Here is a 22,440-nt window from a genome sequence, read left to right on the forward strand (position 1 = left end):
GTCCGCCGCCGCCCGAGCGGGCGGACCACCTGAGAGCCGGCGATCACGCCCCGCGCGCGTGAGGGGCTTCGTCGAGGTGGTCGTTGAAAAATTTGTTGAGACTTCTGCGACGCCGGCGACCAAGCCACCCTGTAAAGTCTCAAACCGGTGATCACCTTGCGGCCAACCGACCTCGCGCGCGAGCACGGCATTTCGACCCAGGCCGTCCGCAACTACGAACGGGACGGGTTCATCCCGCCCGCTGAGCGGACACCTACCGGCTACCGGATCTACACCGAGGTGCACGCGGCGGCTCTGCGGGCCTTCCTGGCGCTCATACCAGCGCACGGCCACTCAGCCGGCGGGCAGATCATGAACGCCCTCAACGAGGGCGAACTCGACGACGCACTGCTGATCATCGACCGCGGTCACCGGCAGCTGCTGCGCGACCGCGAGACCCTCGCCGCGGTCAAGCAGGCCGTGGACCACCTGACGGCCGAACCCGACGCCGCTGCGGAGCAGACGTCCGCCGCCGGACCCCGGACCGTCGGCGAACTCGCGCACCACCTCGGCGTCACCGCTGCGACCATCCGCAACTGGGAAGCCGTCGGCATCCTCGCCCCCGCGCGCGACCCGGCGACCGGATACCGCCTCTACCGCGCGAGCGACACCCGCGACGCCGAGCTCGCCCACCTGCTCAGGCGCGGCGGGTATTCACTGGACCACATCTCCACCGTGGTCCAGCAGGTCCGGACGGCCGGCGGCACGGACGCGCTGGCCACCGCCCTCGACGACTGGCGGCGAAGGCTCACGGCGCGAGGCCGCGCCATGCTCAAAGCGGCCTCGCAGCTCGACCACTACCTGAGCCTGCGCGACAACTAGTGTCGTGAGTCGTTAATTCGTTGGCAGTAGGCTGCGAGGGTTTGGAAGATTTCGTCGGCGGTCTTGGTCCAGACGAAGGGTGTGGGGTCGGCGTTCCAGGATTCGATCCAGGCGCGGACGTCTGCTTCGAGTTCGGTGACGCTGCGGTGGGCGGATCGGCGGAGTTTGCGGTTGGTCAGCTCGGCGAACCACCGTTCGACGAGGTTGAGCCAGGAGGCGCTCGTGGGGGTGAAGTGCACGTGGAAGCGCGGGTGGCGCAACAACCATTTCTTGATCACGGGTGTCTTGTGCGTCGCGTAGTTATCACAGATCAGGTGCAAGTCCAGTTCGGCGGGAGTGTTCTTGTCGATGGTCTTCAGGAATTTCAGGAACTCCTGATGGCGGTGCCGCCGGTAGTGCTGGCTGATGATGGATCCGGTGGCCACGTCCAGGGCGGCGAACAGGCTGGTGGTGCCGTGCCGGACATAGTCGTGGGTCATGCGCGCCGGGGTGGTGGGCATGACCGGCAGGATCGGCGCGGTGCGATCCAGAGCCTGTATCTGGGATTTCTCATCGACGCAGAGGACCAGGGCGTTTTCCGGTGGGTCCAGGTAGAGGCCGACGACGTCTCGGACCTTTTCCACGAACAGCGGATCGGTGCTGAGCTTCCAGGTCTGCACCAGGTGCGGCTTGAGCTCAAAAGCCCGCCAGATCCGGGAAATCGCCGTCTGCGACATCCCGACCGCGTTCGCCATCGAACGAGTCGACCAATGCGAGTCCTCGTTCGGCGGCGCCTCCTCCAGTGTCTTGGCGATCACGGTTTCGACCTGTTGGTCAGTGATCGTGCGCGGGGCACCCGGCCGGGGCTCGTCCGACAATCCCTCCAGGCGATCAGCGACAAAGCGGCGGCGCCACTTCGTCACCGTCGGAGGGGAAATCTGCAACTGCCGCGAGACGTCCATGTTGGACACTCCCTCGGCGCAGGCGAGCACGATCCGTGCCCGCAACGCCAACGCCTGCGCGGTTTTCGGGCGACGCGCCCACCTCTGAAGCGTCTCCCGTTCAGCGTCCGTCAACGCCAAATCGGGCAAACGCGGACCTCTACGACCCATCACCAAAACATACAACAAACTTCCAACTCAGGACACTAGACGAGTAATTCCTAATCGCTCAGTGGTCGTAGGCGATCAGGGATCGGGTGGTGGGCTGGCCGGTGGCGCGGTTGTGCCAGATCGCGCAGGTCATCGCGAGGATGCGTTGGGCGATGCGGGCGGTGACACCGTCGATGCTGCGGCCGCCGTGCAGTTCCAGGTCAAGTTGGCCCTTCAGGGTGTCGTTGACCGACTCGATCAGTTGCCGGATCGGTTTGAGCAGGTGCTGGGCCGGGTGCGGGGCGCGGTTGCGGTAGGACGGTCGCAGTAGGCGCACGTCGCGTTCGGCGAGGTAGCGGTCCAGTTCGGCGGACACGTAGCCCTTGTCGGCCACGATCAGCAGGCCTGGACGCTGGGCGAGTAGCTGTGGGTCATGGTCGAGGACGGCCATCAGCACCTGGCGTTCGTCGAGCTTGGGATCGGCCAAGGCCCATGTGATCGGCAAGCCGGCTGGGGTGCAGACCAGGTGCAGCCGCAGTCCCCAGAAGAACCGGGAGTGGCTGGAGCAGTAGCCGTAGTGCGCCCATCCGGCCAGGTTCGAGCGCTTCACGGTAGGCCGGGAACGGGCGCACTCGATCGGGGTGGAGTCCACAACCCACACATCGTCGGCCCACAGGTCTGTGTCGACCGCCAGCATCCGGATCACTCGCTTGAGCAGCGGGACCGCGGTCCGCAGCCGCTTGTTGTACCCGGCCTGCTGGGGCAGATACCGGAACGCTCCAGGCAGATGACGGGGTACGAACCGCAGCCAGCGTGCCTCCGAACGCACGCCGAGCAGCACCTGCGCGACCGCCAGCGTCACCAGTTCGGCGTCGGTCAATCGCGGTGGCCGCCCGATCCGCGGCGGCCTGCCCAAATGGTCATCGATCTTGACGTAGAGTGTGGTCAGAAGGGTGTTCAAGTCGGTCCTCACAAACCGATCTTGAACACCCTTCACCCGTCTCCAGACACCACCCAGACTTAAGACTTACTCGTCTAGGAGCGTCCCGCGTAAGCCGCGCCGGGTCACGAGGGCGTGCCGTCCTCGCCGTGCCAGAGCAGCGCAGCGACCCGTGCGGCGGTCGCCTGCATGCTCTGCAACGCGCTGGGAATCCGAGCCCGGCCGAAGCGGTAGCGCGGTCCTTCCACCGTCAGCACCGCGGCCACCGCGCCCGCCGAGTCGCGCACGGGGCGCGACACCGACAGCAGCTCCTCCTCAAGCTCGTTGTCGATGACGGCGTAACCCTGCTCGTGGACCTCCTTGAGCTCTCGCAACAGGGCCTCGCGATCCACGATGGTGCGGGAGGCGAACGCCTCCAGCTCCTCCGGCAGGAGGTCGCGGACCTGCTCGGGCGACATCTCCGCCAGCAGGGTCTTGCCCGTCGAGGTCGCGTGCAGCGGGAAGCGCTTTCCCACGACCTTGTGCACCGCGACACCGACCACGTGCGGACCGGTCGCCTCGGCGACGATGTCGAAGTCGTGGCGGGGGGTCGGCACCGCCAGCGTCACCGTCTCGCTCAGCTCGGCCGCCAGCTCGTCCAGCGCGGGCTGGACGCGGGACACCAGTCCCGCGTGCGGATCCGCGTGCCTGCCCAGGCGCGCGAGCTCCCAGCCGAGCGAGTAGTTGTTGTCGACGCGGTGGACCAGCCCTTCACGTTCGAGGGTGGACAGCAACCGGAACGCCGTCGGCCGCGCGATGCCGGACTCGGCCGCCAGCACGGTCACCGACGCGCCGCCGCCGTGATGCGCCAGCCCCCGGAGCAGCCGTGCGGCCTTGACCACCGACTTGTTGGTCAAATCCACCGGCTCGCTCGGGCGGCCCATCCCGATCTCACTCCTCACGCATCCCACCCGCCGCGCACACCAGCGGACATGTCCGATCCGCCCCCATAGTAGGGAACCGGACACCCCCAGCCTTGTGCGCCTCGGGCAGCCGCCCACCGGCCCCGGAGCGCCGCGTGCCGGGTGGCGGATTCGCGTGCCGAGGCGCCGGCCGCGGCGCGTGATCAACGGGCCGGCGGCCCGGCCAAGACGGATGTGCCCTTCGCGCGGCCGGCTACCGCGACGGCCGCACCGACGACAGGGACGAAGCCGGCGGCCACCGCGGTGCCCCAGGAGGTCGCGGTCGCCAACAGGTGCTCGAGCGTCACGAGACCGACGGCGACGGCCGGTGCCCCGGCCCCGAGGTAGAAGACGAGGTACAGCGCGCCGGTGATGGCACCGCGCTCGGCAGCGGGCGCGCTCCCGTCGATGGCGGCGGCGGCACCCCCGTAGGCCAAGCCGTGCCCGGCACCGGCCACGACGGCCGCGACCGGGGTGACCGAGGTCGAGCCCCCGGCGGTCAGGGCCAGCAGAGCCAGGCTGATCAGGAGAGCCCCCAGTCCGGCGAGCTGTGCGTGCTGCGCGCCGAGACGGGCCACGAGCGGCTGGGCCAGCACGGAGCAGAGCAGGACCGCGCCCAGGATGCCGCCGATCATCGCCTGACCGGTCCGGGCGGCTCCGTTGAGCAGGGTGGGGATCACCGCCAGGAACAGCCCGGCCACCGTCCACGCGAGAAAACCGGTCGCCGGTTGCCGCATGATTGTCCGAGGCTGAAGGTGCTCCAGCTGGTGGCCCACCACGGCACGGTCACCGCCGCCGCTGCCGCGCTGCACTACACCCGTCGGCGGTGTCGTACCGGCTGCGCCAGCTCGCCGATGAGCTCGGCGCCGAGCTGCTGACCCAGCACGGTCGCGGCATCCAGCTGACCGCCGCCGCCCGAACGGTGTTGCGCCACGCCGAGGCGCTGCACGCGCAAGCCGAGCGCGCCCACGCCCAACTCGCCTCGATCTCGGAGGAGCCCAGCGGGTCCTTCACCCTGTGCGGTTTCTCCACCGCCGCAACCCACCTGCTGCCGCCGGCCGCCGCTGCCCTGCGGGAACGCTATCCGCACGTGCGCGTGCGGGTCATCGAAGCCGAACCGGACCGCTGCTTCGACCTGCTGCTCGCCGGGGACGCCGACCTCGCGCTGGTGATCAACACCGCGGGCACACCTCCGACCGCCGACGAACGCTTCGACCAGCAACCGCTGCTCGACGACCCCCTGGACCTGGTGGTGCCCGCGGGCACCGGCTGACCGGCCTCCGCACCGCGACCCTGGCCGATGCCGCCGACGAACCGTGGATCGTCGGCCGCCCCGGAAGCACCTACCACGACCTGGTGCGCACAGCTTGCATGACCGCCGGGTTCACGCCCAACATCGCGCACTACGCGGATGAATGGGACACCGGGACGGCGTTGGTCGCCCACCACTTCGGCATCATCCTGGTGCCCCGGCTCGCCCGGCTGCACGACGACTGGCCCGTTGTCCGCATCCGGCTGCACGGCGAGCCGGCTCCCGCCCGCCGCATCCTGGCCGCCACCCGGCTCGGCCGCCGCGACCACCCGATGATCGCGGCTTCACTGTCGACGATCAGCACCACCGCCGCGGCCCTGCTCCCCTCGCCGCGGGAAACCGATGGGGCGAAGGAGAAACCGCCGCGCAACAGGTCCTGAATGGACGGTGCAGAGGTCGCAGCTCAGTCAGGGGACAAGGACGACTTTGCCCACCACGTGCCCGTTCTCGACCTCGGCGAGCGCCTCGCCGGCCTCGTCGAGCGGCCGGACTCGCGTGACACGCGGGTCCAAGGCCTTGGAGGCGACCAGTTCGGCGAGTCCGGTGAGGACAGCCGTGCTCCGGTCCCGTTCGACGTCCCGCCCGCCGAGTTCCCGAACCAGCGGCTTGTCCGCCACGGACAGGAGTTTCGACCGGTCTGCGACCAAACCCGCGACGGTGCGCAGCGCCTCGCCACCGACGAGATCGAAGACGGCGTCGACCCCACCCGGTGCCGCGGCACGCACCCGGTCGAGAAGACCGTCGCCGTAAGCCACTGGAATCGCCCCGAATCCGGCGACGAGATCATGCTTGGCCGGGCTCGCCACCCCCACGACGGTGATCCCCCAGGCCCGCGCGAGCTGCACCACCGGAATCCCGACACCGCCACCGGCGCCGTTGACCAGCAGCGTCGCACCAGCGCGCAGACCGAGGTTCCGCAAGGCATCGTGTGCGGTGCCGGCCGCGACGGGCAGCACAGCGGCCATCTCGGGCGGCACCGCGTCAGACCGGTGCGCGGCGAACGACGCGGTGACCAACGCCTGCTCCGCCCAGCCGCCTACCATTCCGGGGCAGCCACCGAACACCTCGTCGCCGACCGAGAACCCGTCCACGTCCGACCCAACGGCGGTGACCGTCCCCGCGACCTCGCGGCCCAGCACCGCCGGGCCGAGCACGCCGTAAGACCCTTCTCGCAGCCTCCAGTCGCCCGGGTTCACTCCCGCGGCACGAACTCGCACGAGCAGCTCACCGGGACCGGGATCGGGCACCGGGACGTCGAGGAAACCCTCCTTCTCCGGCCCGCCCACCTCGGTGAATCCGTACGCCCGCATGCCACTTCCCTTCGCCGTCGCTACCGGAATGCCAAGAGCCCCTTCGATCTCCGAAGCGGCGCAGCCGCTTGGCCCACGCCTGCCACCCAACGTGAGCCCAAAGAGGGGCGTCAAGACACGCCTTCGGCAGCCCGGCGCCTCACGGTGGTCACCGGTTGACCCTGGACCGGAGGCCGTCCAGCACCAGCTCGAGCCCCCGCTCGAAGTCGGCGGGTCCTCCGGGCGCCCGGTCGATCGCCCCGGCGCTCGCGGCCTGCAACGCCGTCTGCTCCTCCACGGTGTGACCGAAGACGAGGTGCAGCAGGGCACGGGTGCCGACGTCGACCAGGTCGTCGGGCAGGCCTCCGTCGCGCAACGCCTCCCGGAGCTGGGTCGCGGGCTCACCGGCGCCGAGGCCGAAGGTGTAGGCCGTGACGACCACCTCGGCACCGTCGCGGTAGGCGAGCATCGCGTCCCGCAGCTCGCGGCAGACCTCGACGACGCGCCGGTCCCACTGCCGAGCCCGGCGGGGGCGCCGACCCCGGCCCAGGATCTCGTCGGCGACCGCGGCCAGCAGCGTCTGCTTGTTCGGCACGTGGTGGTAGAGCGCGCTCGGCTGCACGCCGAGCTCGGCCGCCAGCCTGCGCATCGTCAGCGACTCCAGTCCGTACTCGTCGAGGACCGTGATCGCGCGACGCACGACGTCGCTGCGGTGGTAGCGCACGCGGATCCCTCCCGTTGACCTACTCGACCCTCCCAGTCTAGCCTGAACGGCGTTCAGGTGAACGCTGTTCAGGTCGTTGCACCAGCCGAAGACCGGGAGAAGCGATGAACGCCCCCTTCCACCAGCTCGCCGACGCGATCCTCGCGGGCACACCCGCCACGCCCGAGGACGCCCTCGCCGTGCTGCGCGCCGACGACGCCGAGCTGATGTCCGTCGTGGCCGCCGCGGGCCGGCTGCGCCGCGCGCACTTCGGCAACACGGTGAAGGTGAACTACCTGGTGAACCTCAAGTCGGGTCTCTGCCCGGAGAACTGCAACTACTGCTCGCAGGCGCTCGGCTCGGACGCCCCCATCCTCAAGTACTCGTGGCTGTCCAAGGACGAAACCCTCAAGCAGACCGGCGCGGGACTGCGGGGCGGCGCCAGCCGGGTGTGCCTGGTCTCCTCCGGGCGCGGACCGTCCACACGCGACATCGACAAGGTCACCGAGATGGTGGTGGCGCTCAAGGAGGAATACCCCGGCGTCGAGGTCTGCGCCTGCCTGGGCCTGCTCAAGGACGGTCAGGCGCAGCGCCTCAAGGACGCCGGTGTCGACGCCTACAACCACAACATCAACACCGCCGAGAGCAACCACGACAACATCGTGCAGACCCACACCTACGCCGACCGGGTCGACACCGTGGAGAAGGCGAAAGGCGGGGGTCTTTCCCCCTGCTCCGGCCTGATCGCGGGCCTGGGTGAGACCGACGAGCAACTGGTCGAGGCGCTGTTCGCGCTCAGGGAGCTGGGCTCGGACTCGATCCCGGTCAACTTCCTGATGCCGTTCGACGGCACCCCGTTCGAGAACACCTGGGAGCTCTCCCCGACCCGCTGCGTGAAGATCCTGGCGATGGCTCGTTTCGTCTGCCCGGACAAGGAGATCCGGATCGCCGGCGGACGCGAGATGCACCTGCGCTCGCTGCAGTCGATCGCGCTGCAGGTCGCCAACTCGGTCTTCCTCGGCGACTACCTCACCTCGGAGGGCCAGGACGCCAAGGCCGACCTCGAGATGATCCGGGACAACGGCTTCGTGGTCCTGGGCTCCGAAGAAGACCTCGCGCAGCAGGCGCGGGAACCGATCGACCCGGCGATCCGGCAGCGCGGCGCGGGCACCGACGTCGTCCCGAACGCCTGACCGATGACTCCGGAAGCACTGCTCGCGTTCGACCGCGAACACCTGTGGCACCCGTACACGTCGATGACCGACCCGACGCCGACCCGTCTGGTCACCGGCGCCTCGGGCAGCCGGATCACCCTCGACGGCGTCGGTGAGGTCGTCGACGGCATGGCGTCGTGGTGGTCGGCCATCCACGGCTACCGGCATCCCATCCTCGACGAGGCGGTGCGCCGCCAGCTCGACTCGATGTCGCACGTGATGTTCGGCGGGCTCACCCACGAGCCGGCGGTCGAGCTGGCCCGCCGCCTGATCGACCTCGCGCCCGCCGGCCTCGACCGCGTCTTCCTCGCCGACTCCGGGTCGGTGAGCGTCGAGGTGGCGATGAAGATGGCGCTGCAGTACCAGCGCGGCACCGGCCGGCCGGAGCGGACCCGGTTCCTCACCGTCCGCGGCGGCTACCACGGCGACACCTTCGACTGCATGAGCGTGTGCGACCCCGACGGCGGCATGCACGCGATGTGGTCCGGCGTGCTGCCGGAGCAGGTGTTCGGCGAACGTCCGCCCCCGCTCGGCGGTGACGTCGACGCCTGGGCCGCTGGTTTCCGCGCGCTCGCGGCCGAGCACGCGGACCGGCTCGCCGGGCTGGTCGTGGAGCCGCTCCTCCAGGGCGCCGGCGGCATGCACCCCTACCCCGCCGAGTGCCTGGCGGTGTTCCGCGAGGTCGCCGACGAGCACGGGCTGGTGCTGGTCTTCGACGAGATCGCCACCGGCTTCGGCCGCACCGGCACCCTCTTCGCCGCCGAGGCCGCCGACGTGGCCCCGGACGTGCTGTGCGTCGGCAAGGCGCTCACGGGCGGCTACCTGTCGCTGGCCGCCGCCCTGTGCACGACCGAGGTGGCCCGCGGCCTGTCCGCCAGCGACTCCGGCGTCCTGATGCACGGTCCCACCTTCATGGGAAACCCGTTGGCCTGCGCGGTCGCCTCGGCCAGCCTGGACCTGCTCACCACCGGAGACTGGGCGGCCGACGTACGGCGCATCAACACCGGCCTGCAGGCGCTGCACGAGATCGACGCCGTCGACGTGCGCGTCCTCGGCGCGGTCGGCGTGGTCCAGCTCGACCACCCGGTCGACGTGCCCGAGGCAGCCGAAGCGGCACTGGCACAGGGCGTGTGGCTGCGCCCGTTCCGCGACCTGATCTACACCATGCCGCCCTACGTGTGCACCGACGACGACATCGCCGCCATCTGCGCCGGGATCGCGGCGGCAGCGGAGGCCGGATGAGCGGCTGGGAAGCGTGGTTCGCCGGGCAGCGGGCCGCGCGCGAGGACGCCGGTCTGCAGCGCACGCTCCGGCCGCGGGCCGCCGACGACGACGTCATCGACCTCGCCAACAACGACTACCTCGGTCTGAGCGGCCACCCCGAGGTGCGCCGAGCGGCCGCCGACGCCGCCCTCACCTGGGGTGCCGGAGCGGGCGCCTCCCGGCTGGTGACCGGGACGACGACGCTGCACGCCGACCTGGAGCGCGAACTCGCCGGCTTCACCGGCCGCGAGGCGGCGCTGGTCTTCTCGACCGGGTACCACGCCAACCTGTCCGCGGTGACCGCGCTGGCGGACAAGCAGACGCTGATCGTCTCCGACGCGCACGTGCACGCCTCGCTGATCGACGCCGCGCGGCTGTCCCGGGCGGCGATCGAGGTGGTGCCCCACAACGACGTCGCCGCGGTCCGGGCCGCGTTGGCCGCGGCCGGTGACCGGCGAGCGATCGTGCTGACCGAGTCGGTCTTCTCGGTGCTCGGCGACGCCGCCCCGCTCACCGGCCTGGCCGCGGCCTGCGCCGACCACGACGCGCTCCTCGTCGTCGACGAGGCGCACGGGCTCGGTGTGGTCGGTGACGGCGGCCGCGGTCTGGTGCACGCCCACGGCATGGCAGGCCACCCGCACGTGGTGACGACCGCGACGCTGTCGAAGTCGCTCGGCGCGATGGGCGGTGCGGTGCTCGGCTCCGCCGCGCTGATCGACCACCTCACCAACCGGGCCCGCCCGTTCATCTTCGACACCGGGCTGGCACCGGCACCCACCGCCGGTGCGATGGCCGCCCTGCGCCTGCTGCGCGGGCGACCCGGCTTGCCGTCGCGGATCCACCAGCGCGGCGCTGAGCTGGCCGACCGGCTCGGCGTGCGGCGGTCGGCGGGTGCGGTGCTCTCGGTGCCGATGCCGTCCCCGCGGGCCGCCGTCGCCGCCCAGGCCGCGGCGCTGGCGGCGGGTGTGCGGGTGGGGTGCTTCCGGCCACCGTCGGTGCCCGACGGGATCTCCCGGCTCCGGATCACCACCCACACCGGCCTCGACGACGAACGCTGGGAGCATGCGGTCGAGGTGCTGGCCCGCGTCGTCGACGACCTCGGAGTGAGCACGGGCCGGGCGGTGCATCCGGTGGCCCGGGCCCATGGCGCTGTGCGCTGAGCTGACAGGAGGATCACCTTTCCTGACCGCCAGATCATCCGCGGACAACGGTCACGTGCGGCCCGCACTTGCACTAACCTCCGCGGAAGATCAACAGGAAGGGGCCCCGACCCGATGCCCGGCCAGCACTTTCACGGCTACATCGAAGACGCCGAAGCGAACACGGCGCTGTCCGATGAGGACAGGGTCAAAACCCTTGTACCGGACAGGGTTCTGGTCACCCCGGAGGAAGCCGCCGACTGGCTGGCCACCCTCATCGGGAAGGTGCTCGACGACGGCACCGACCTGTCGTCCGACCACGCACGGTGGGTGGCCGATGCCGGGGACGGGGTGGTCATCACGGCAGTGGTCGACGACGCCGCGCTGACCGTGGTCCCGGTGCCCACCGGGCTGCCCTGCGTCCACGACCTCTTGGGCACGGGCTCCGGCCAGACCACCGGTCGCATGCGCGTGGACCGCTCGAACGCAGCCGAGGACGACTACGTCGTCGTGGCCACAGAGGAGCAGAAGCTCGAGGCCATCGACACGATTCTGTCGGTTCCCGACGACGACCAGGTCTACATGCTCGTCGAACCGCCGGAAGCGTGGCGCGTCGTCCCGGGCGAAGCCGCGGTCGACCAGTACATCTTCGTCACCTTCGGCTACCGCGAGGGATGGGGCGCGGTCATGGCCGAGTTCCCCGAAACCGACCACACGCCCGCGCTGTGCTTCACTGCGCGCGGCTCCGGCGGCGGCGACCGGCCCGCCATCACCGCGAACCGGGAGCACAACGCCACGTTCCCGTCCGACGACGTGATCCCCCTCAGCGAGCTGCGCCGCTGCCTGATCACCCTCGCCCTCTCCGGCGAGACGGACCCCTGCGTGCCCTGGACCTGGCAACGCCAGGACGAACGTCCGGCCCCTCCCGCCTAGGGGCGATGCGGCCGGACGTTCCCGACCGAGCCATCCGCTGAGGACGTCCCGGTCAGTCGGGCAGTGGGTCGTCTCCGAACGTTCGCCGCCGAGAGCCGCACCTTGCCGAAGCCGTGCCCGATCATCTCCCGCTCGTAGTCGCGCAGCGCAGTCAGGAGCGGGCGGCCGTCGGCTACTCCGGTCAGCGAGGCGGCATCCCGCGAAGCGACGTTCGCACCCGCGCCGGCAGCCGGACTCATGGCGTGGACCGCGTTGCCGAGCAGCGTCAGCGGGACCCGGCCGTGGACCAGGCGCACCTGGGAGTACACGACCCGCGGGTGCGGCAGACGCTGCGCGCGGATCACCGACCCGACGCCGTCAGCGGCCGCCGGCAACGAACCGCGCGCGGTGCTGCCATCGGCGAACCGTGCCGTGATCGCATCGCCATCGCTCTCGTATCCGACGCAACAACGCCCGAACGTACGAATTCATCGAGCCCGGCGAGAAGGATCCGGTGCAGCATCCGCCGGTCGATCAAGAAACCGGTCGGTGAGGCCGAAGCCCTCGAAGCCTCGCGGCCCTCCGGTGAGAAGACATCAACAACCTGCACGAGCCGAAGCGCCGCCCCGCCGGACCATGTGGCACGGCCGTGCGCACTCTTCGTGTTCGGGCCGAATTGCCCTACTGGCTCACATGCAGACCCCTAGCGTGGGGCGCGGACAGGTTAGGAACGCGCGCAAGCGCCCGCACACGTGTCCCGGCTGAGTCACCATGCCGACTCCGGAGGTCGATTCGTCCCGCGACGACCTCGATTGAGCAGATCAGCGAAACAGGCGGACATCACTCCCCCGTTCAGATCAGGCCGAAGGAAGAACCACCATGCGCATCTCGAACGTTTTCAAGGCCAGCACCGGCCGCGGCGGCGGCTGGGGTTGGGGTCACGGCTGGGGCTGGGGCCACGGCTGGGGCTGGGGTCACGGCTGGGGCGGCCGCGGCGGCGGCTGGGGCTGGGGCCACGGCTGGGGCTGGGGCCACGGCTGGGGCGGCTGGGGTTGGGGCGGCTGGGACTGACAACCCCCTGAACAGCCCAAGCACTCCGATGCAACCCTGCCGGCCTTAGTTGCTGGCACCTGCGTAGCTTCCACTCGTCGAGTGGGAGCTACGCCCATGTTCAACGGGATTTCCCGGCCGGCGTCCTGCACGGGCGCACGGCCACAGGCCGGACCCCGGCCAGGTGCGGCTGGAGGAGCAGCCGCACCGGACCCAGATCCAGGAGTGACTCCCCTCGGAACTCGCCGAACCCGAGGGTTGGTCTCGCTCCGCCGGACCGATAGCCGAGAATGCGGCACGTGGAGCTCCGTCATCTGGGTGTTTCGTTGCTGTCGCGGAAGAACTGCACTTCGGCCGCGCGGCCGCGCGGCTGCACATGGCGCAGTCGCCGCTGAGCCGGCAGGTCCGGTTGCTCGAACGCGATCTCGGGGTGGCGCTCTTCGAGCGCAACACCCGGGGAGTCCGGCTCACGGCTGCCGGCGAGTCGCTGCTGGAGCCCGCTCGCCGGGTGCTGGCCGAGGCGGCTGTGGCCCGGCACGCGGTGCGGGCCGCGAGCCTCGGGGAGATCGGCCGCGTCGCGGTCGGGTTCGCCGGTGCGAGCAGCTACTACGTGCTCCCTCGCCTCACCCGCGCGGTCGCCTCCGAGCTGCCGGGGATCGAGCTCTCGCTGCGCGGCCAGACCTACTCGGGCGAAGCGCTCACCCGGGTCGTCGACGGCACGCTCGACCTCGGGTTCGTCGCGCTGCCCGCCCGCGAGGGCGTGTCCACGCGCGTGGTCCGGATCGAGCGCCTGGTGGTGGCGCTGCCCGACACCCATGCCCTGGCCGAGACCGACAGCGTGTCGCTGGCCGACCTCGCCGGTGAGCGGTTCGTCGCCTTCCCGGCCTCGCGCGGCTCCGCCGTGCGGGACGCGGCGATGCAGGCGTGCCTCCAGGCCGGGTTCACGCCGTTGATCGCCCAGGAAGCGCCCGACGCCTACAACCTGCTGACCCTGGTCAGCGCCGGCGTCGGTGTCGCGATCGTGGTGGACTCGGCGCAGAACGTCCACTCCGAACACGTCGTGTACCGGCCGATCGCCGAGGACGTGCCGGCGTTGCTGATCGCCCTCGCGTGGCGCACGGACAACCCGTCGGCCGCTGCATCATCGGAGTGCTTTCCGCACTCGTCGAACGCGCCCGCACCGGCCGGGGCCAGACCGTCACCACCTCCCTGTACGAGTCGCAGCTCGCCCTGCACATCAACTGGGCCACGGGGTTCTTCGCGACCGGGCGGACTCCGCAACGGCTCGGTTCGGGGCACCCGAGCCTCGTGCCGTACCAGGCGTACCCGGCGGCCGACGGACACTTCGTCATCGCCATCGGGAACGACGGCCTGTGGCAACGACTCTGCGCACTCCTCGGCAGGCACGAACTGGCCGACGACCTGCGCTTCCGCACCAACCAGGACCGGGTGGTCCACCGCGACGAGCTCAAAACCGAGCTCGAAACGACCCTGCGCGGCGGCACCGTCGGGCACTGGTGCACGACGCTGAAGGCGGGAGGCATCCCCGTCACCCCGATCCGCACCCTGGACGAGGTGTACGCCAGCCCGCACACCGACGCGCTCGGCATCGTCCAGGAAGTCGACCACCCCGCGGTCGGCCAGCTCGAGCAGGTGGGTTTTCCGGTCAACTACAGCGGAAACCGCCCTCGGGTCCGCACCGCGCCACCCACGCTCGGCCAGCACAACCACGAGATCCTCAGCGAACTCGGATACAGCGACCAGCAGATCCAGGACGTCGGGGTCGGCGATGTCGTGGAGCCGGCTCGCGTAGGTCTCGGCCACGGCCTGGTGCGCCGACTCGCGGCGCATGCAGCGCAGGACGTCGAGGGCGATGACGTTGGACGATCCTTCCCATATGGACCCGAGGTGGGCGTCGCGCAGCAGGCGCGGGTTGACCCAGTCCTCGATGTATCCGTTGCCGCCGCGGATCTCCATGGCCTCGCCGGTGATGCCGCGTGCCTGCTTGCACACCTTGTACTTGGCGAGCGGGGTCAGCACCCGGATCAGGCTCCGCGCCGCCTGGTCACCGGCGTCGGAGTCGTCCAACCGCGCGGCCGACTCCAGGACGAGCCCGAGTGCGGCCTCCGCGTCGGTGATCATCGGCAGCAGGGTCGCCCGCATCAACGGCTGGTCGAACAGCGCCTTGCCGAACGCGGGGCGCCTGCGGGTGTGCTCGACGGACTCCAGCACCGCGCGCCGCATGAGCGCTGCCGCGCGCATCGCGTTGGACAACCGGGACACGTTGAGCATCTCTGCCATCTGCCGGAACCCGTTGGTCAGTTCCCCGACGGGGACGGCGAACGCGTCGTCGAGGGTGACCTCGCCGCTGGCCATCGACCGCGACCCCAGCTTGTCCTTGAGCCGGTCGATCCGGTTCCGCCAACACGTCGCCGGCGGTGGCTTGGGGTGCTGAACCAGCCGAACCAGTCGCCACCACGATCTCCCCTGCTTCTCCGTCCGTCCTCGCTGCCACCTTACGTCGGGCGTGTGGGGCGGCCCCGGCCGTCATCGGCGGCCGAACGCGCCGAAGCCCTGCGGGCCACCACGGCCCGCAGGGCTTCAACGCAACGCCGGTGCGCCGCTCAACGATCGATCAGGCGCGCAGGGTCCAGCCGTCGAGCCGTCCCGTGTCCTGGGAGTAGACGTCGCGCACCCGCAGCTTCCAGGTGCCGTTGGCCACCTCGGAGGAGGCGTCCACGGTGAAGGTCGCGCGCACGTTGTCGGCGGAGTCCCACACGTCGGCCTGCTTGAGGTTCCAGGTCCGGCCGCTGGGCGAGATCAGGTCGATGACCAGGTCGCCCCGGTAGGTGTGGGTGATGTTGACCTCGACGGCCAGATCCGCACGGGCGTTGCCGGTGCAGCCGGTGACGTTGACCGAGGAGGTCACGGCCGCGCCCGCGTCGGGGATCGCCACCGCAGCGGAACTGCTCACCGGCTCGCAGCCCGTGGGCGGCGGGGTGTCGCCCGTGCCCGTGAACAGCAGCCTGTTGGGCGAGCCGGTCCTGGGGTCCTTGACCGCGTTCGGCGTCGAGGCCGCAACCAGGGCGGTACCGACCTGCGCCGGTGTGGCCGACGGGTTGGCCGCCAGGTACAGCGCCGCCGCGCCCGCGACGTGCGGGGTGGCCATCGAGGTGCCGCTGATGGTGTTGGTGGCGGTGTCGCCGGAGTGCCACGACGAGGTGATGCCCACGCCCGGCGCGAAGATGTCCAGGCAGGTGCCGTAGTTCGACCAGCTCGCCCGGGTGTCGGTGTTGTCGGTGGCACCGACGGTGATCGCCTCCGGTGTGCGGGCGGGCGACGAGGAGCAGGCGTCCTGCGGGTTGCCGAACATGTCGCCGTTGCCCGCGGCGACCGCGTAGGTCACGCCGGAGACGACGGAGTTGCGCACCGCCTGGTCGAGGGTGCTGCTGGCACCGCCGCCGAGGCTCATGTTGGCCACCGCGGGCTTCTGGGCGTTCTCGGTGACCCAGTCGATGCCCGCGATGACGCCGGCGATGCTGCCGCTGCCCTGGCAGTCCAGGACGCGGACGCCGTAGATGTCGACGCCCTTGGCCACGCCGTACTCGGCACCGCCGATGGTGCCCGCGACGTGGGTGCCGTGGCCGTTGCAGTCGGTGGCGTCGTTGTCGTTGTCGACCGCGTCGAAGCCGTGCTTGGCGCGGCCGCCGAAGGTCTGGTGGGTGGTGCGCACACCGGTGTCGATGACGTAGGCCGCGACGTTGTCGGCCCCCGTGCTGTAGCTGTAGGCGTTGTCCAGGGGCAGGTTGCGCTGGTCGATGCGATCCAGGCCCCAGGACGGCGGGTTCTGCTGGGTGTCGACGGCGTGCACCCGCTTGTTCGGTTCGACCAGGGCCACCGCCGGGTCGGCTGCCAGCCGCCGGGCTTGCTGGTCGGTCATCGTGGCCGAGAATCCGCGCACGGCGGTGCGGAAGGTGTGTTCGAGCTCCCCGGTGTAGCGGGAGAGCAGATTCGCGGTGACCGCCGAAACGTCGGCGGCCTGGATCTGCGGGGTGTCGGAGAGAACGACGAGGTAGCTGTTGGGGATGATCTCCCCGGTGTCGGAGTTGCGGATCTCGCCTTCGGCCTGCGCCGGGAGGGAGGTCGCCGCGGCCAGCACCACGCCGGTCACCGCGGACAGGGCGATGCCGACCGACCGTCGGCGCCAACCAGCTCGAACTCGATTCATGGATGTTCCCCTCATGCAGAGGTGCCCGGTGGGACCGGACAGCCAAGAAACATGAAGACCACTCGATTGAGCAGGAGAAATATGACACCGGCAGGGCCGGGGAACAACCGCCGATTCAGTTGCGACAGCGTTCTTCGCAGCTAATCTTTCCCGTTTTTCATCTTCTACGTTTCAGCCTCGCCGGTTCGGAACCGAAAAGAAACGGGCCGTCCACCCGAACTTGACCGGCCGCTGCCGTTCCCGCTTCCGGCAGCGGCCCCGCGCACCCGGCTTTCTCTTGCCACAGCGCGGAATTGGACCTCCGGGACCGCGACGGCGGCCGGAAGGCGCGAAAACTCGCGGTTCCGGCCCGGCCGGTCGCGCGCACGACGGGGTCGAGCCGGCGCTCAGGCGTTGACCCCGGTGAGAGCGAAGAACTCCTGCCTGGAACGCGCGTCCTGCCTGAGCGTGCCCAGCATCGTCGAGGTGACGGTGTTGGAGCCGGTCGCCTGCACACCGCGCAGGGTCATGCAGGTGTGCTCGGCTTCGATGACGACCCCGACGCCCTTGGGCTCCAGCTGCTCGGAGAGCCAGTCGGCGACCTGCTTGGTCAGCCGCTCCTGGACCTGCGGGCGGCAGGCGAAGTGCTCGACGACCCTGGCGAGCTTCGACAGCCCCAGGATCCGCTCCCCCGGCAGGTAGCCGACGTGCGCGGTGCCGACGAACGGCAGCAGGTGGTGCTCGCAGACCGAGCGCACCGGGATCGACCGCGCCAGCACCAGCTCGTCGTAGCCCTCCTCGTTCGGGAAGGTCGTCAGGTCGAACGGACGCGGGGAGAACAGTTCCGCGTACGCGCGGGCCATCCGCCCCGGTGTGCCGCGCAGGCTCTCGGAGTCGGTGGAGATCCCCAGTGCCCGCAACATGTCCGCGGCCGCCTTCTCGGCGGCGGCGAGGTCGATCTCGGCTTCTGGCTGGTGGACGACGTGCAGGGCGGGTGCGGACATCAAGGGTTCCTCGTGATCGGTTGCGGTCAGTACTCGAGTGCGTCCGGCAGGGCCGGCACCACGGTCACCACGGCGAACGCCCCCTGGGCTGCCCGAGCGCGGCTACCGGGAACGACGTTCGGCCGGTTCTGCTCGGGCAGGTCCGGGCCCGCTGGTCGCGGCGCGGCCCCGGCGAACGGGCAGCCGGCACGCGAAGCTCGCGAATCCGAGGGCGACCTCCGTGACGACGCGCACCGCCCTCGGCCAGCCGGGTGCCCAGCATGGCGGAGCTGCCCGCGACGCCCGGCAACCCGGTGCTCAGCGCTGCGATGGCCATGCCGTCCTCCCGTTGCGAAGTGGGTCCACGACGCGCGATGCGTTTCGCGGCGTTCGCGCCGACCTGCCGCAGTGGATCAGCCATCTCACACCTGCCCCTCCCCACCCCACTTTTCACCAAGAAACGTTAGTCTTATTGCCGCCCCGAGGTCAACGCCGCAGGCAGAACGGTTGGCCGTGGAGTTTCGGACACCGCGATGGACCGAGAACGCGCTAGGGTTGCCCCATGGAGTTGCCCGAGGGCGGCGAGCGGACTGGTTCGGCGGTGGCGGCGGTGGCCGTGCTGGCCGACGACCTGCGGCGCGGGATGTACGAGTTCATCCGCCGCGCCCGGCGGCCGGTGGGCCGCGACGAGGCGGCCGCCGCGGTCGGCATCTCCCGCAAGCTCGCAGCCTTCCACCTGGACAAGCTCGTCGACGCGGGGCTGCTGTGCGCGCGGTTCGAGCCGGTGGGCGGCATCCGCAAGGTCGGCCGCACGCCGAAGGTCTACGAACCCGCCGACACCCACATCGGGGTGAGCATCCCGCCGCGCAGGCCCGACCTGCTGGCCGACGTCCTGCTCGACGCCGTGCTCACCGAGGGCGAGCAGGAGACCGCGGCCGAGGCGGCGATGCGCACGGCCCGCGAACGCGGGCACCGCCTCGGCACCGAGGAGCGCGACCGCAGCCGCCCCGGCCGCCTCGGCGCCGAGCGCACGCTGACCAAGGCCGAGGACACGCTCGCCGGCTACGGCTTCGAACCGGACCGGGAGACGCCGACCTGCGTCCGGCTGCGCAACTGCCCGTTCCACCCGCTGACCGCGAAGTCGCCGGAGCTGGTGTGCGGGCTCAACCACGCGTTCCTGCGCGGGTTCCTGGCCGGTCTTCAGGCGCGTTCCGTGGAGGCCGTCCTCGAACCGCGCCCCGGGGAGTGCTGCGTCACCCTGCGCACCCCGCCCGAGCCGTAGAGCGTCCGGGTCGGGCCGCGGATCGGCTGCGGGCGGCTCAGGTGCGGTCGGACGTGCGCGGGTCTTCGGTGAGTTCCTGGGTCGCGGCCCAACTGGCGAGCATCTTGAGGCCGTCGGCGGCCGGGCTGTCCGGCGCCGCGGTGTAGACGTTGAGGACCAGCCCCGGCTCGGAGGGCAGTTCCATCGACTCGTAGTTGAGGTCGAGCCGGCCGACGACGGGGTGGTGGAGGCGTTTCCGGCCGCTGCGGTGGAACTGGACGTCGTGGGAGGCCCAGCGCTGCCGGAAGACCTCGCTGCGGGTCGAGAGCTCGCCGACGAGCTCGATCAGCGCCTTGTCGTGGGGGTTGCGGCCGGCTTCGAGGCGCAGCATCGCGGCGGCGTCGTTGGCGACGCGGTCCCAGTCGACGAAGAAGTCGCGCGCGGCCGGGTCGAGGTAGACGAACCGCGTGGTGTTCGCCGGTCGGCGGGGGTCGGCGAGGACGGGCGCGTAGAGAGCGCGAGCGAGGCTGTTCATGGCCACGATGTCGTGGCGGGCGTTGCGCACCCAGGCCGGTGCGTCGGTGATGGCGTTGAGAACCTGCTGGACCGCCGGGCGCACGCTGGTCGGGGGCGTTGGGCGCCGACCTCGTCCCGGACCCGTGGCGCGGGCGAGGGAGAACAGGTGGTCGCGCTCGGCCTCGTCCAGTTGCAGGGCCGCGGCCAGCGCGTCGAGCACGGCCTCGGAGGCGCCGGAGAGGTTGCCCCGCTCCATGCGGACGTAGTAGTCGACGGAGACGCCGGCCAGCATCGCGACCTCTTCCCGGCGCAGTCCCTCGACCCGGCGCGTGCCGCCGTAGGCGGGTAGCCCTGCCTGCTCGGGGGTGATGCGCGCCCGCCGCGAGCTGAGGAACTCGCGGACCTCCGCGCGGTGGTCGATCCGGCCCATGCACCCCACGGTAAGCGGCCGGCCGCACGCCAGGGAGGTCCTGGCAGTACCCGGGAGGGCCGTGACTCGTTGACCAGGCACGATCCCCGCACGCGGCGTCACCGCCGAGACCGGCGCCGCCGGTCTCGAGTGCCCGCGGACGGCTCGAGCCGTCGAGCCTCGAGCCGTCCGCGGGTGCCGTGGTCAGGCTTCGGGGATGTCCCGGCCGAAGGTCTCCAGGGTGACGTCTTCGGGGGCGGGTCCGCCGCGGATGCCGGTGTCGAGCGCGTCGATCGCCGCGAGCTCGTCGGCGGTGAGGTCGAAGTCGAACACCGCGAAGTTCTCGGCGATGCGTTCGGGGCGGGTGGACTTCGGGATGACGGAGCGGCCCTGCTGCAGTCCCCACCGCAGCATCACCTGGGCCGGCGTCCTGCCGTGCGCCTCGGCGATGCGCGCGATGGCCGGGTCCTCCAGCGTGCTGGTGTGCCCGCTGTCGCGGTAGAAGGTGATGCCGCCGATCGGGGACCACGCCTGCGACACGATCCCGTGCTCCGCGTCGGCCGCGAGCACGTCGGACTGGCGGAAGTACGGGTGCACCTCGATCTGGTTGACCGCGGGAACGACCGACGCCGTCTTCAGCAGTCGGTCCAGGTGGTCGCGCATGAAGTTGCTGACGCCGATCGCGCGCACGCGCCCGTCGGCGCGCAACGCCTCAAGCGCGCGGTAGGCGTCGAGGGTCAGGTCGAACCGCGACGGCAGCGCCTGGTGCAGGATCAGCAGGTCGATCTGCTCGACGCCGAGCTTGCCCGCGCTCTTGTCGAAGGCGTGCAGGGTCTCGTCGTAGCCGTAGTCGCTGATCCAGACCTTGGTCTCGATGAAGACTTCCGAGCGGTCGAGGCCGGAGCGGCGCACGCCCTCGCCGACCTCGCGCTCGTTGCCGTAGGCGGCAGCGGTGTCGATGTGGCGGTACCCGGTGTGCAGCGCGGTCTCGACCGCCGCGACCGTCTCCTCGGGCGCGGTCTGGAACACGCCGAATCCCAGCGCCGGCATCTCGACGCCGTTGTTCAAGGTCAGGCTCGTGGTCATGCTTCCACGCTAGGAACGGCTCGGCGCACGAGGGAGGGTCTGCCATTACCTGGCACGACAGTCCCTCCCGCGCGGCCGGGACCCCGTGTTGGCTGGGAGGTGTCGGCAGCCGGGACCTCTGCGGCAGTGCCCGTCGACGAGCGCACCGGCGAACCGCAGCCGACCCAGCAGACCCAGGAGAACCGCGGAACACGCGGTCTCTGAGTTCCAAGATCGAGAAGCGAGTTCTGATGCGAGCGACTTTGCTCTACGGGGCCGGCGACGTGCGCGTGGAGGACGTGCCGGACCCGAAGCTGAAGCTGCCGACCGACGCGATCGTGCGCGTGCTGCGCGCGTGCATCTGCGGCAGCGACCTGTGGCCCTACGCCTCGAAGCCGAGCTCGGACCACGGCGACCGGATCGGGCACGAGTTCCTCGGCGTCGTGGAGGAGACCGGCTCGGAGGTGTCCGGACTCGCTCCCGGTGATGTCGTGGTGGCGCCGTTCCTGTGGTCGGACAACACCTGCGACTTCTGCACCGAAGGGCTGCAGCCCTCGTGCCGGCACGGCGGCAGGTGGGGTGCCGGCGACGTCGACGGCGGCCAGGGCGAGGCCGTGCGGGTGCCGCAGGCGGCCGGGACGCTGGTGAAGCTCCCGGTGGGCGAGGACACGGCGCTGCTGCCGTCGCTGCTGACGCTGTCGGACGTGTTCCCGACCGGCCACCACTGCGCGGTGACCGCGGGGGTGGACGAGCGCACGAGCGTGACCGTGATCGGCGACGGCGCCGTGGGCCTGTCGGCCGTGCTGGCGGCCAGGCGCCTCGGCGCGGAGCGGATCATCCTCATGGGCCGCCACACCAGCCGCACCGACCTCGGCCGCGAGTTCGGCGCCACCGAGGTGGTCGCCGAGCGCGGCGAGGAAGGCGTCGCGAAGGTCCGGGACCTCAGCGGCGGCGACGGCACGCACCGGGTGCTGGAATGCGTCGGCACCAAGCCCGCGCTGGAGACCGCGTTCGGTGTCGCCCGCGAGGGCGGCGTGATCAGCCGGGTCGGGGTGCCTCAGTACGAGGAGGGCCCGATGGGGTTCGAGACGATGTTCTTCCGCAACATCACCCTCACCGGCGGGGTCGCCCCCGCCCGCGCCTACATCGACGAGCTGCTGCCGGACGTGCTCGACGGGAAGATCGAGCCGGGCAAGGTGTTCGACCGCACCGTCGGGCTCGACGAGGTCCCGGACGGCTACCGCGCCATGGCCGACCGCGAGGCGCTGAAGGTGATGGTGCGTCCCTGAGCCGCATGCGGTGCGC

Annotated in this window: 19 protein-coding genes and 4 pseudogenes; 11 read left to right on the forward strand and 12 right to left on the reverse strand. The window is 70.8% G+C overall.

Features of this window, described 5'->3' with window-relative positions; translation table 11 throughout:
* Nucleotides 1-147: 147 nt before the first annotated feature.
* Nucleotides 148-861 (forward strand): TioE family transcriptional regulator, encoded by a 714-nt coding sequence (locus SACE_RS22670; RefSeq protein WP_009943431.1) that lies wholly within the window; start codon nucleotides 148-150, stop codon nucleotides 859-861.
* On the opposite strand, the gene SACE_RS22675 is transcribed toward SACE_RS22670, so the two are convergent.
* The 4 genes from SACE_RS22675 to SACE_RS22690 all read right to left on the reverse strand — a co-directional run bounded on the left by SACE_RS22675 (nucleotide 858) and on the right by SACE_RS22690 (nucleotide 4,549).
* Complete coding sequence (locus tag SACE_RS22675; protein ID WP_011873748.1) at nucleotides 858-1,952, reverse strand: IS630 family transposase; 1,095 nt, start codon at nucleotides 1,950-1,952, stop codon at nucleotides 858-860. The two genes, SACE_RS22670 and SACE_RS22675, sit on opposite strands and share 4 nt — an antisense overlap.
* Before the next feature lie 58 nt (nucleotides 1,953-2,010).
* Entirely contained in the window at nucleotides 2,011-2,904 is an 894-nt protein-coding gene (locus SACE_RS22680; protein WP_011874418.1) for an IS982 family transposase, read from the reverse strand.
* A gap of 92 nt (nucleotides 2,905-2,996) precedes the next feature.
* Nucleotides 2,997-3,812: an IclR family transcriptional regulator gene (locus tag SACE_RS22685; RefSeq protein WP_231849731.1), complete on the reverse strand. Its 816-nt coding sequence runs from the start codon at nucleotides 3,810-3,812 to the stop codon at nucleotides 2,997-2,999.
* Between the two features lie 164 nt (nucleotides 3,813-3,976).
* Nucleotides 3,977-4,549 carry an MFS transporter gene (locus SACE_RS22690; protein ID WP_143538187.1) on the reverse strand — a complete coding sequence of 191 codons (573 nt, stop codon included), beginning with the start codon at nucleotides 4,547-4,549 and terminating at the stop codon, nucleotides 3,977-3,979.
* 89 nt (nucleotides 4,550-4,638) lie between these two features.
* Here SACE_RS22690 and SACE_RS38405 point away from each other — a divergent pair.
* A pseudogene (locus tag SACE_RS38405) lies at nucleotides 4,639-5,504 on the forward strand (LysR substrate-binding domain-containing protein).
* 27 nt (nucleotides 5,505-5,531) lie between these two features.
* Here the strand turns inward: SACE_RS38405 and SACE_RS22705 are convergent.
* Both SACE_RS22705 and SACE_RS22710 read right to left on the reverse strand, forming a co-directional pair.
* Nucleotides 5,532-6,434 (reverse strand): NADP-dependent oxidoreductase, encoded by a 903-nt coding sequence (locus SACE_RS22705; protein WP_009948435.1) that lies wholly within the window; start codon nucleotides 6,432-6,434, stop codon nucleotides 5,532-5,534.
* A gap of 148 nt (nucleotides 6,435-6,582) precedes the next feature.
* Nucleotides 6,583-7,137, reverse strand: a complete 555-nt coding sequence (locus SACE_RS22710) for a TetR/AcrR family transcriptional regulator C-terminal domain-containing protein (protein WP_009948434.1) — start codon at nucleotides 7,135-7,137, stop codon at nucleotides 6,583-6,585.
* A 104-nt stretch (nucleotides 7,138-7,241) separates the two neighbouring features.
* Here SACE_RS22710 and bioB point away from each other — a divergent pair, with 104 nt between their 5' ends.
* The 4 genes from bioB to SACE_RS22730 all read left to right on the forward strand — a co-directional run bounded on the left by bioB (nucleotide 7,242) and on the right by SACE_RS22730 (nucleotide 11,665).
* Nucleotides 7,242-8,309, forward strand: a complete 1,068-nt coding sequence (gene bioB / locus SACE_RS22715) for a biotin synthase BioB (RefSeq protein ID WP_009948433.1) — start codon at nucleotides 7,242-7,244, stop codon at nucleotides 8,307-8,309.
* A gap of 3 nt (nucleotides 8,310-8,312) precedes the next feature.
* Entirely contained in the window at nucleotides 8,313-9,572 is a 1,260-nt protein-coding gene (locus SACE_RS22720; RefSeq protein WP_009948432.1) for an adenosylmethionine--8-amino-7-oxononanoate transaminase, read from the forward strand.
* On the forward strand, nucleotides 9,569-10,753 hold the full coding sequence (locus tag SACE_RS22725; RefSeq protein WP_009948431.1) for an 8-amino-7-oxononanoate synthase: 1,185 nt from the start codon (nucleotides 9,569-9,571) through the stop codon (nucleotides 10,751-10,753). Before SACE_RS22720 ends, SACE_RS22725 begins: the two co-directional genes overlap by 4 nt.
* A 114-nt stretch (nucleotides 10,754-10,867) precedes the next feature.
* On the forward strand, nucleotides 10,868-11,665 hold the full coding sequence (locus tag SACE_RS22730) for a hypothetical protein (protein WP_009948429.1): 798 nt from the start codon (nucleotides 10,868-10,870) through the stop codon (nucleotides 11,663-11,665).
* Here the strand turns inward: SACE_RS22730 and SACE_RS22735 are convergent.
* Entirely contained in the window at nucleotides 11,662-12,009 is a 348-nt protein-coding gene (locus SACE_RS22735) for an FAD-dependent oxidoreductase (RefSeq protein ID WP_231849732.1), read from the reverse strand. The two genes, SACE_RS22730 and SACE_RS22735, sit on opposite strands and share 4 nt — an antisense overlap.
* 514 nt (nucleotides 12,010-12,523) lie before the next feature.
* Between SACE_RS22735 and SACE_RS36715 the strand changes: the two genes are divergently transcribed.
* From SACE_RS36715 to SACE_RS40235, 3 genes and pseudogenes are all read left to right on the forward strand, one after another.
* Nucleotides 12,524-12,715, forward strand: coding sequence for a hypothetical protein (locus SACE_RS36715; RefSeq protein ID WP_011874420.1), 192 nt, complete (start codon nucleotides 12,524-12,526; stop codon nucleotides 12,713-12,715).
* A 355-nt stretch (nucleotides 12,716-13,070) separates the two neighbouring features.
* Nucleotides 13,071-13,775 (forward strand): annotated as a pseudogene (locus SACE_RS38575) (LysR family transcriptional regulator); the annotation flags it as partial.
* A 68-nt stretch (nucleotides 13,776-13,843) separates the two neighbouring features.
* A pseudogene (locus tag SACE_RS40235) lies at nucleotides 13,844-14,362 on the forward strand (CoA transferase); the annotation flags it as partial.
* 198 nt (nucleotides 14,363-14,560) lie between these two features.
* Here the strand turns inward: SACE_RS40235 and SACE_RS40240 are convergent.
* The 3 genes and pseudogenes from SACE_RS40240 to folE all read right to left on the reverse strand — a co-directional run.
* Nucleotides 14,561-15,070, reverse strand: a pseudogene (locus tag SACE_RS40240) (acyl-CoA dehydrogenase family protein); the annotation flags it as partial.
* A gap of 259 nt (nucleotides 15,071-15,329) precedes the next feature.
* Nucleotides 15,330-16,922 carry a S8 family peptidase gene (locus SACE_RS22755; protein WP_029621844.1) on the reverse strand — a complete coding sequence of 531 codons (1,593 nt, stop codon included), beginning with the start codon at nucleotides 16,920-16,922 and terminating at the stop codon, nucleotides 15,330-15,332.
* A 386-nt stretch (nucleotides 16,923-17,308) separates the two neighbouring features.
* Nucleotides 17,309-17,905: a GTP cyclohydrolase I FolE gene (gene folE, locus SACE_RS22760; protein ID WP_009948423.1), complete on the reverse strand. Its 597-nt coding sequence runs from the start codon at nucleotides 17,903-17,905 to the stop codon at nucleotides 17,309-17,311.
* A 541-nt stretch (nucleotides 17,906-18,446) separates the two neighbouring features.
* Here folE and SACE_RS22765 point away from each other — a divergent pair.
* A complete protein-coding gene (locus tag SACE_RS22765) occupies nucleotides 18,447-19,166 on the forward strand; it encodes a helix-turn-helix transcriptional regulator (RefSeq protein ID WP_009948422.1) in 720 nt (239 codons plus the stop codon).
* Nucleotides 19,167-19,203: 37 nt separating this feature from the next.
* Here the strand turns inward: SACE_RS22765 and SACE_RS22770 are convergent, their stop codons facing one another.
* Nucleotides 19,204-20,091, reverse strand: coding sequence for an MmyB family transcriptional regulator (locus tag SACE_RS22770; RefSeq protein WP_009948421.1), 888 nt, complete (start codon nucleotides 20,089-20,091; stop codon nucleotides 19,204-19,206).
* A gap of 183 nt (nucleotides 20,092-20,274) precedes the next feature.
* The gene (locus SACE_RS22775; RefSeq protein ID WP_009948420.1) at nucleotides 20,275-21,156 is read right to left on the reverse strand and encodes an aldo/keto reductase; all 882 of its coding nucleotides are present in this window, start codon (nucleotides 21,154-21,156) and stop codon (nucleotides 20,275-20,277) included.
* A gap of 230 nt (nucleotides 21,157-21,386) precedes the next feature.
* On the opposite strand from SACE_RS22775, the gene SACE_RS22780 reads away from it, so the two are divergent.
* Nucleotides 21,387-22,424 carry a zinc-dependent alcohol dehydrogenase family protein gene (locus tag SACE_RS22780; RefSeq protein ID WP_011874422.1) on the forward strand — a complete coding sequence of 346 codons (1,038 nt, stop codon included), beginning with the start codon at nucleotides 21,387-21,389 and terminating at the stop codon, nucleotides 22,422-22,424.
* Nucleotides 22,425-22,440 lie beyond the last annotated feature (16 nt).

Source organism: Saccharopolyspora erythraea NRRL 2338, assembly GCF_000062885.1.
GTDB classification, from domain to species: domain Bacteria; phylum Actinomycetota; class Actinomycetes; order Mycobacteriales; family Pseudonocardiaceae; genus Saccharopolyspora_D; species Saccharopolyspora_D erythraea.

Coding starts and splice junctions, on each gene's coding strand:
- SACE_RS22675 (WP_011873748.1), bottom strand. CDS start 1,952: ATGGGTCGTAGAGGTCCGCGTTTGCCCGATTTGGCGTTGACGGACGCT.
- SACE_RS22690 (WP_143538187.1), bottom strand. CDS start 4,549: ATGCGGCAACCGGCGACCGGTTTTCTCGCGTGGACGGTGGCCGGGCTG.
- SACE_RS22705 (WP_009948435.1), bottom strand. CDS start 6,434: ATGCGGGCGTACGGATTCACCGAGGTGGGCGGGCCGGAGAAGGAGGGT.
- bioB (WP_009948433.1), top strand. CDS start 7,242: ATGAACGCCCCCTTCCACCAGCTCGCCGACGCGATCCTCGCGGGCACA.
- SACE_RS22720 (WP_009948432.1), top strand. CDS start 8,313: ATGACTCCGGAAGCACTGCTCGCGTTCGACCGCGAACACCTGTGGCAC.
- SACE_RS22725 (WP_009948431.1), top strand. CDS start 9,569: ATGAGCGGCTGGGAAGCGTGGTTCGCCGGGCAGCGGGCCGCGCGCGAG.
- SACE_RS22730 (WP_009948429.1), top strand. CDS start 10,868: ATGCCCGGCCAGCACTTTCACGGCTACATCGAAGACGCCGAAGCGAAC.
- SACE_RS36715 (WP_011874420.1), top strand. CDS start 12,524: ATGCGCATCTCGAACGTTTTCAAGGCCAGCACCGGCCGCGGCGGCGGC.
- SACE_RS22755 (WP_029621844.1), bottom strand. CDS start 16,922: ATGAATCGAGTTCGAGCTGGTTGGCGCCGACGGTCGGTCGGCATCGCC.
- folE (WP_009948423.1), bottom strand. CDS start 17,905: ATGTCCGCACCCGCCCTGCACGTCGTCCACCAGCCAGAAGCCGAGATC.
- SACE_RS22765 (WP_009948422.1), top strand. CDS start 18,447: ATGGAGTTGCCCGAGGGCGGCGAGCGGACTGGTTCGGCGGTGGCGGCG.
- SACE_RS22770 (WP_009948421.1), bottom strand. CDS start 20,091: ATGGGCCGGATCGACCACCGCGCGGAGGTCCGCGAGTTCCTCAGCTCG.
- SACE_RS22775 (WP_009948420.1), bottom strand. CDS start 21,156: ATGACCACGAGCCTGACCTTGAACAACGGCGTCGAGATGCCGGCGCTG.
- SACE_RS22780 (WP_011874422.1), top strand. CDS start 21,387: ATGCGAGCGACTTTGCTCTACGGGGCCGGCGACGTGCGCGTGGAGGAC.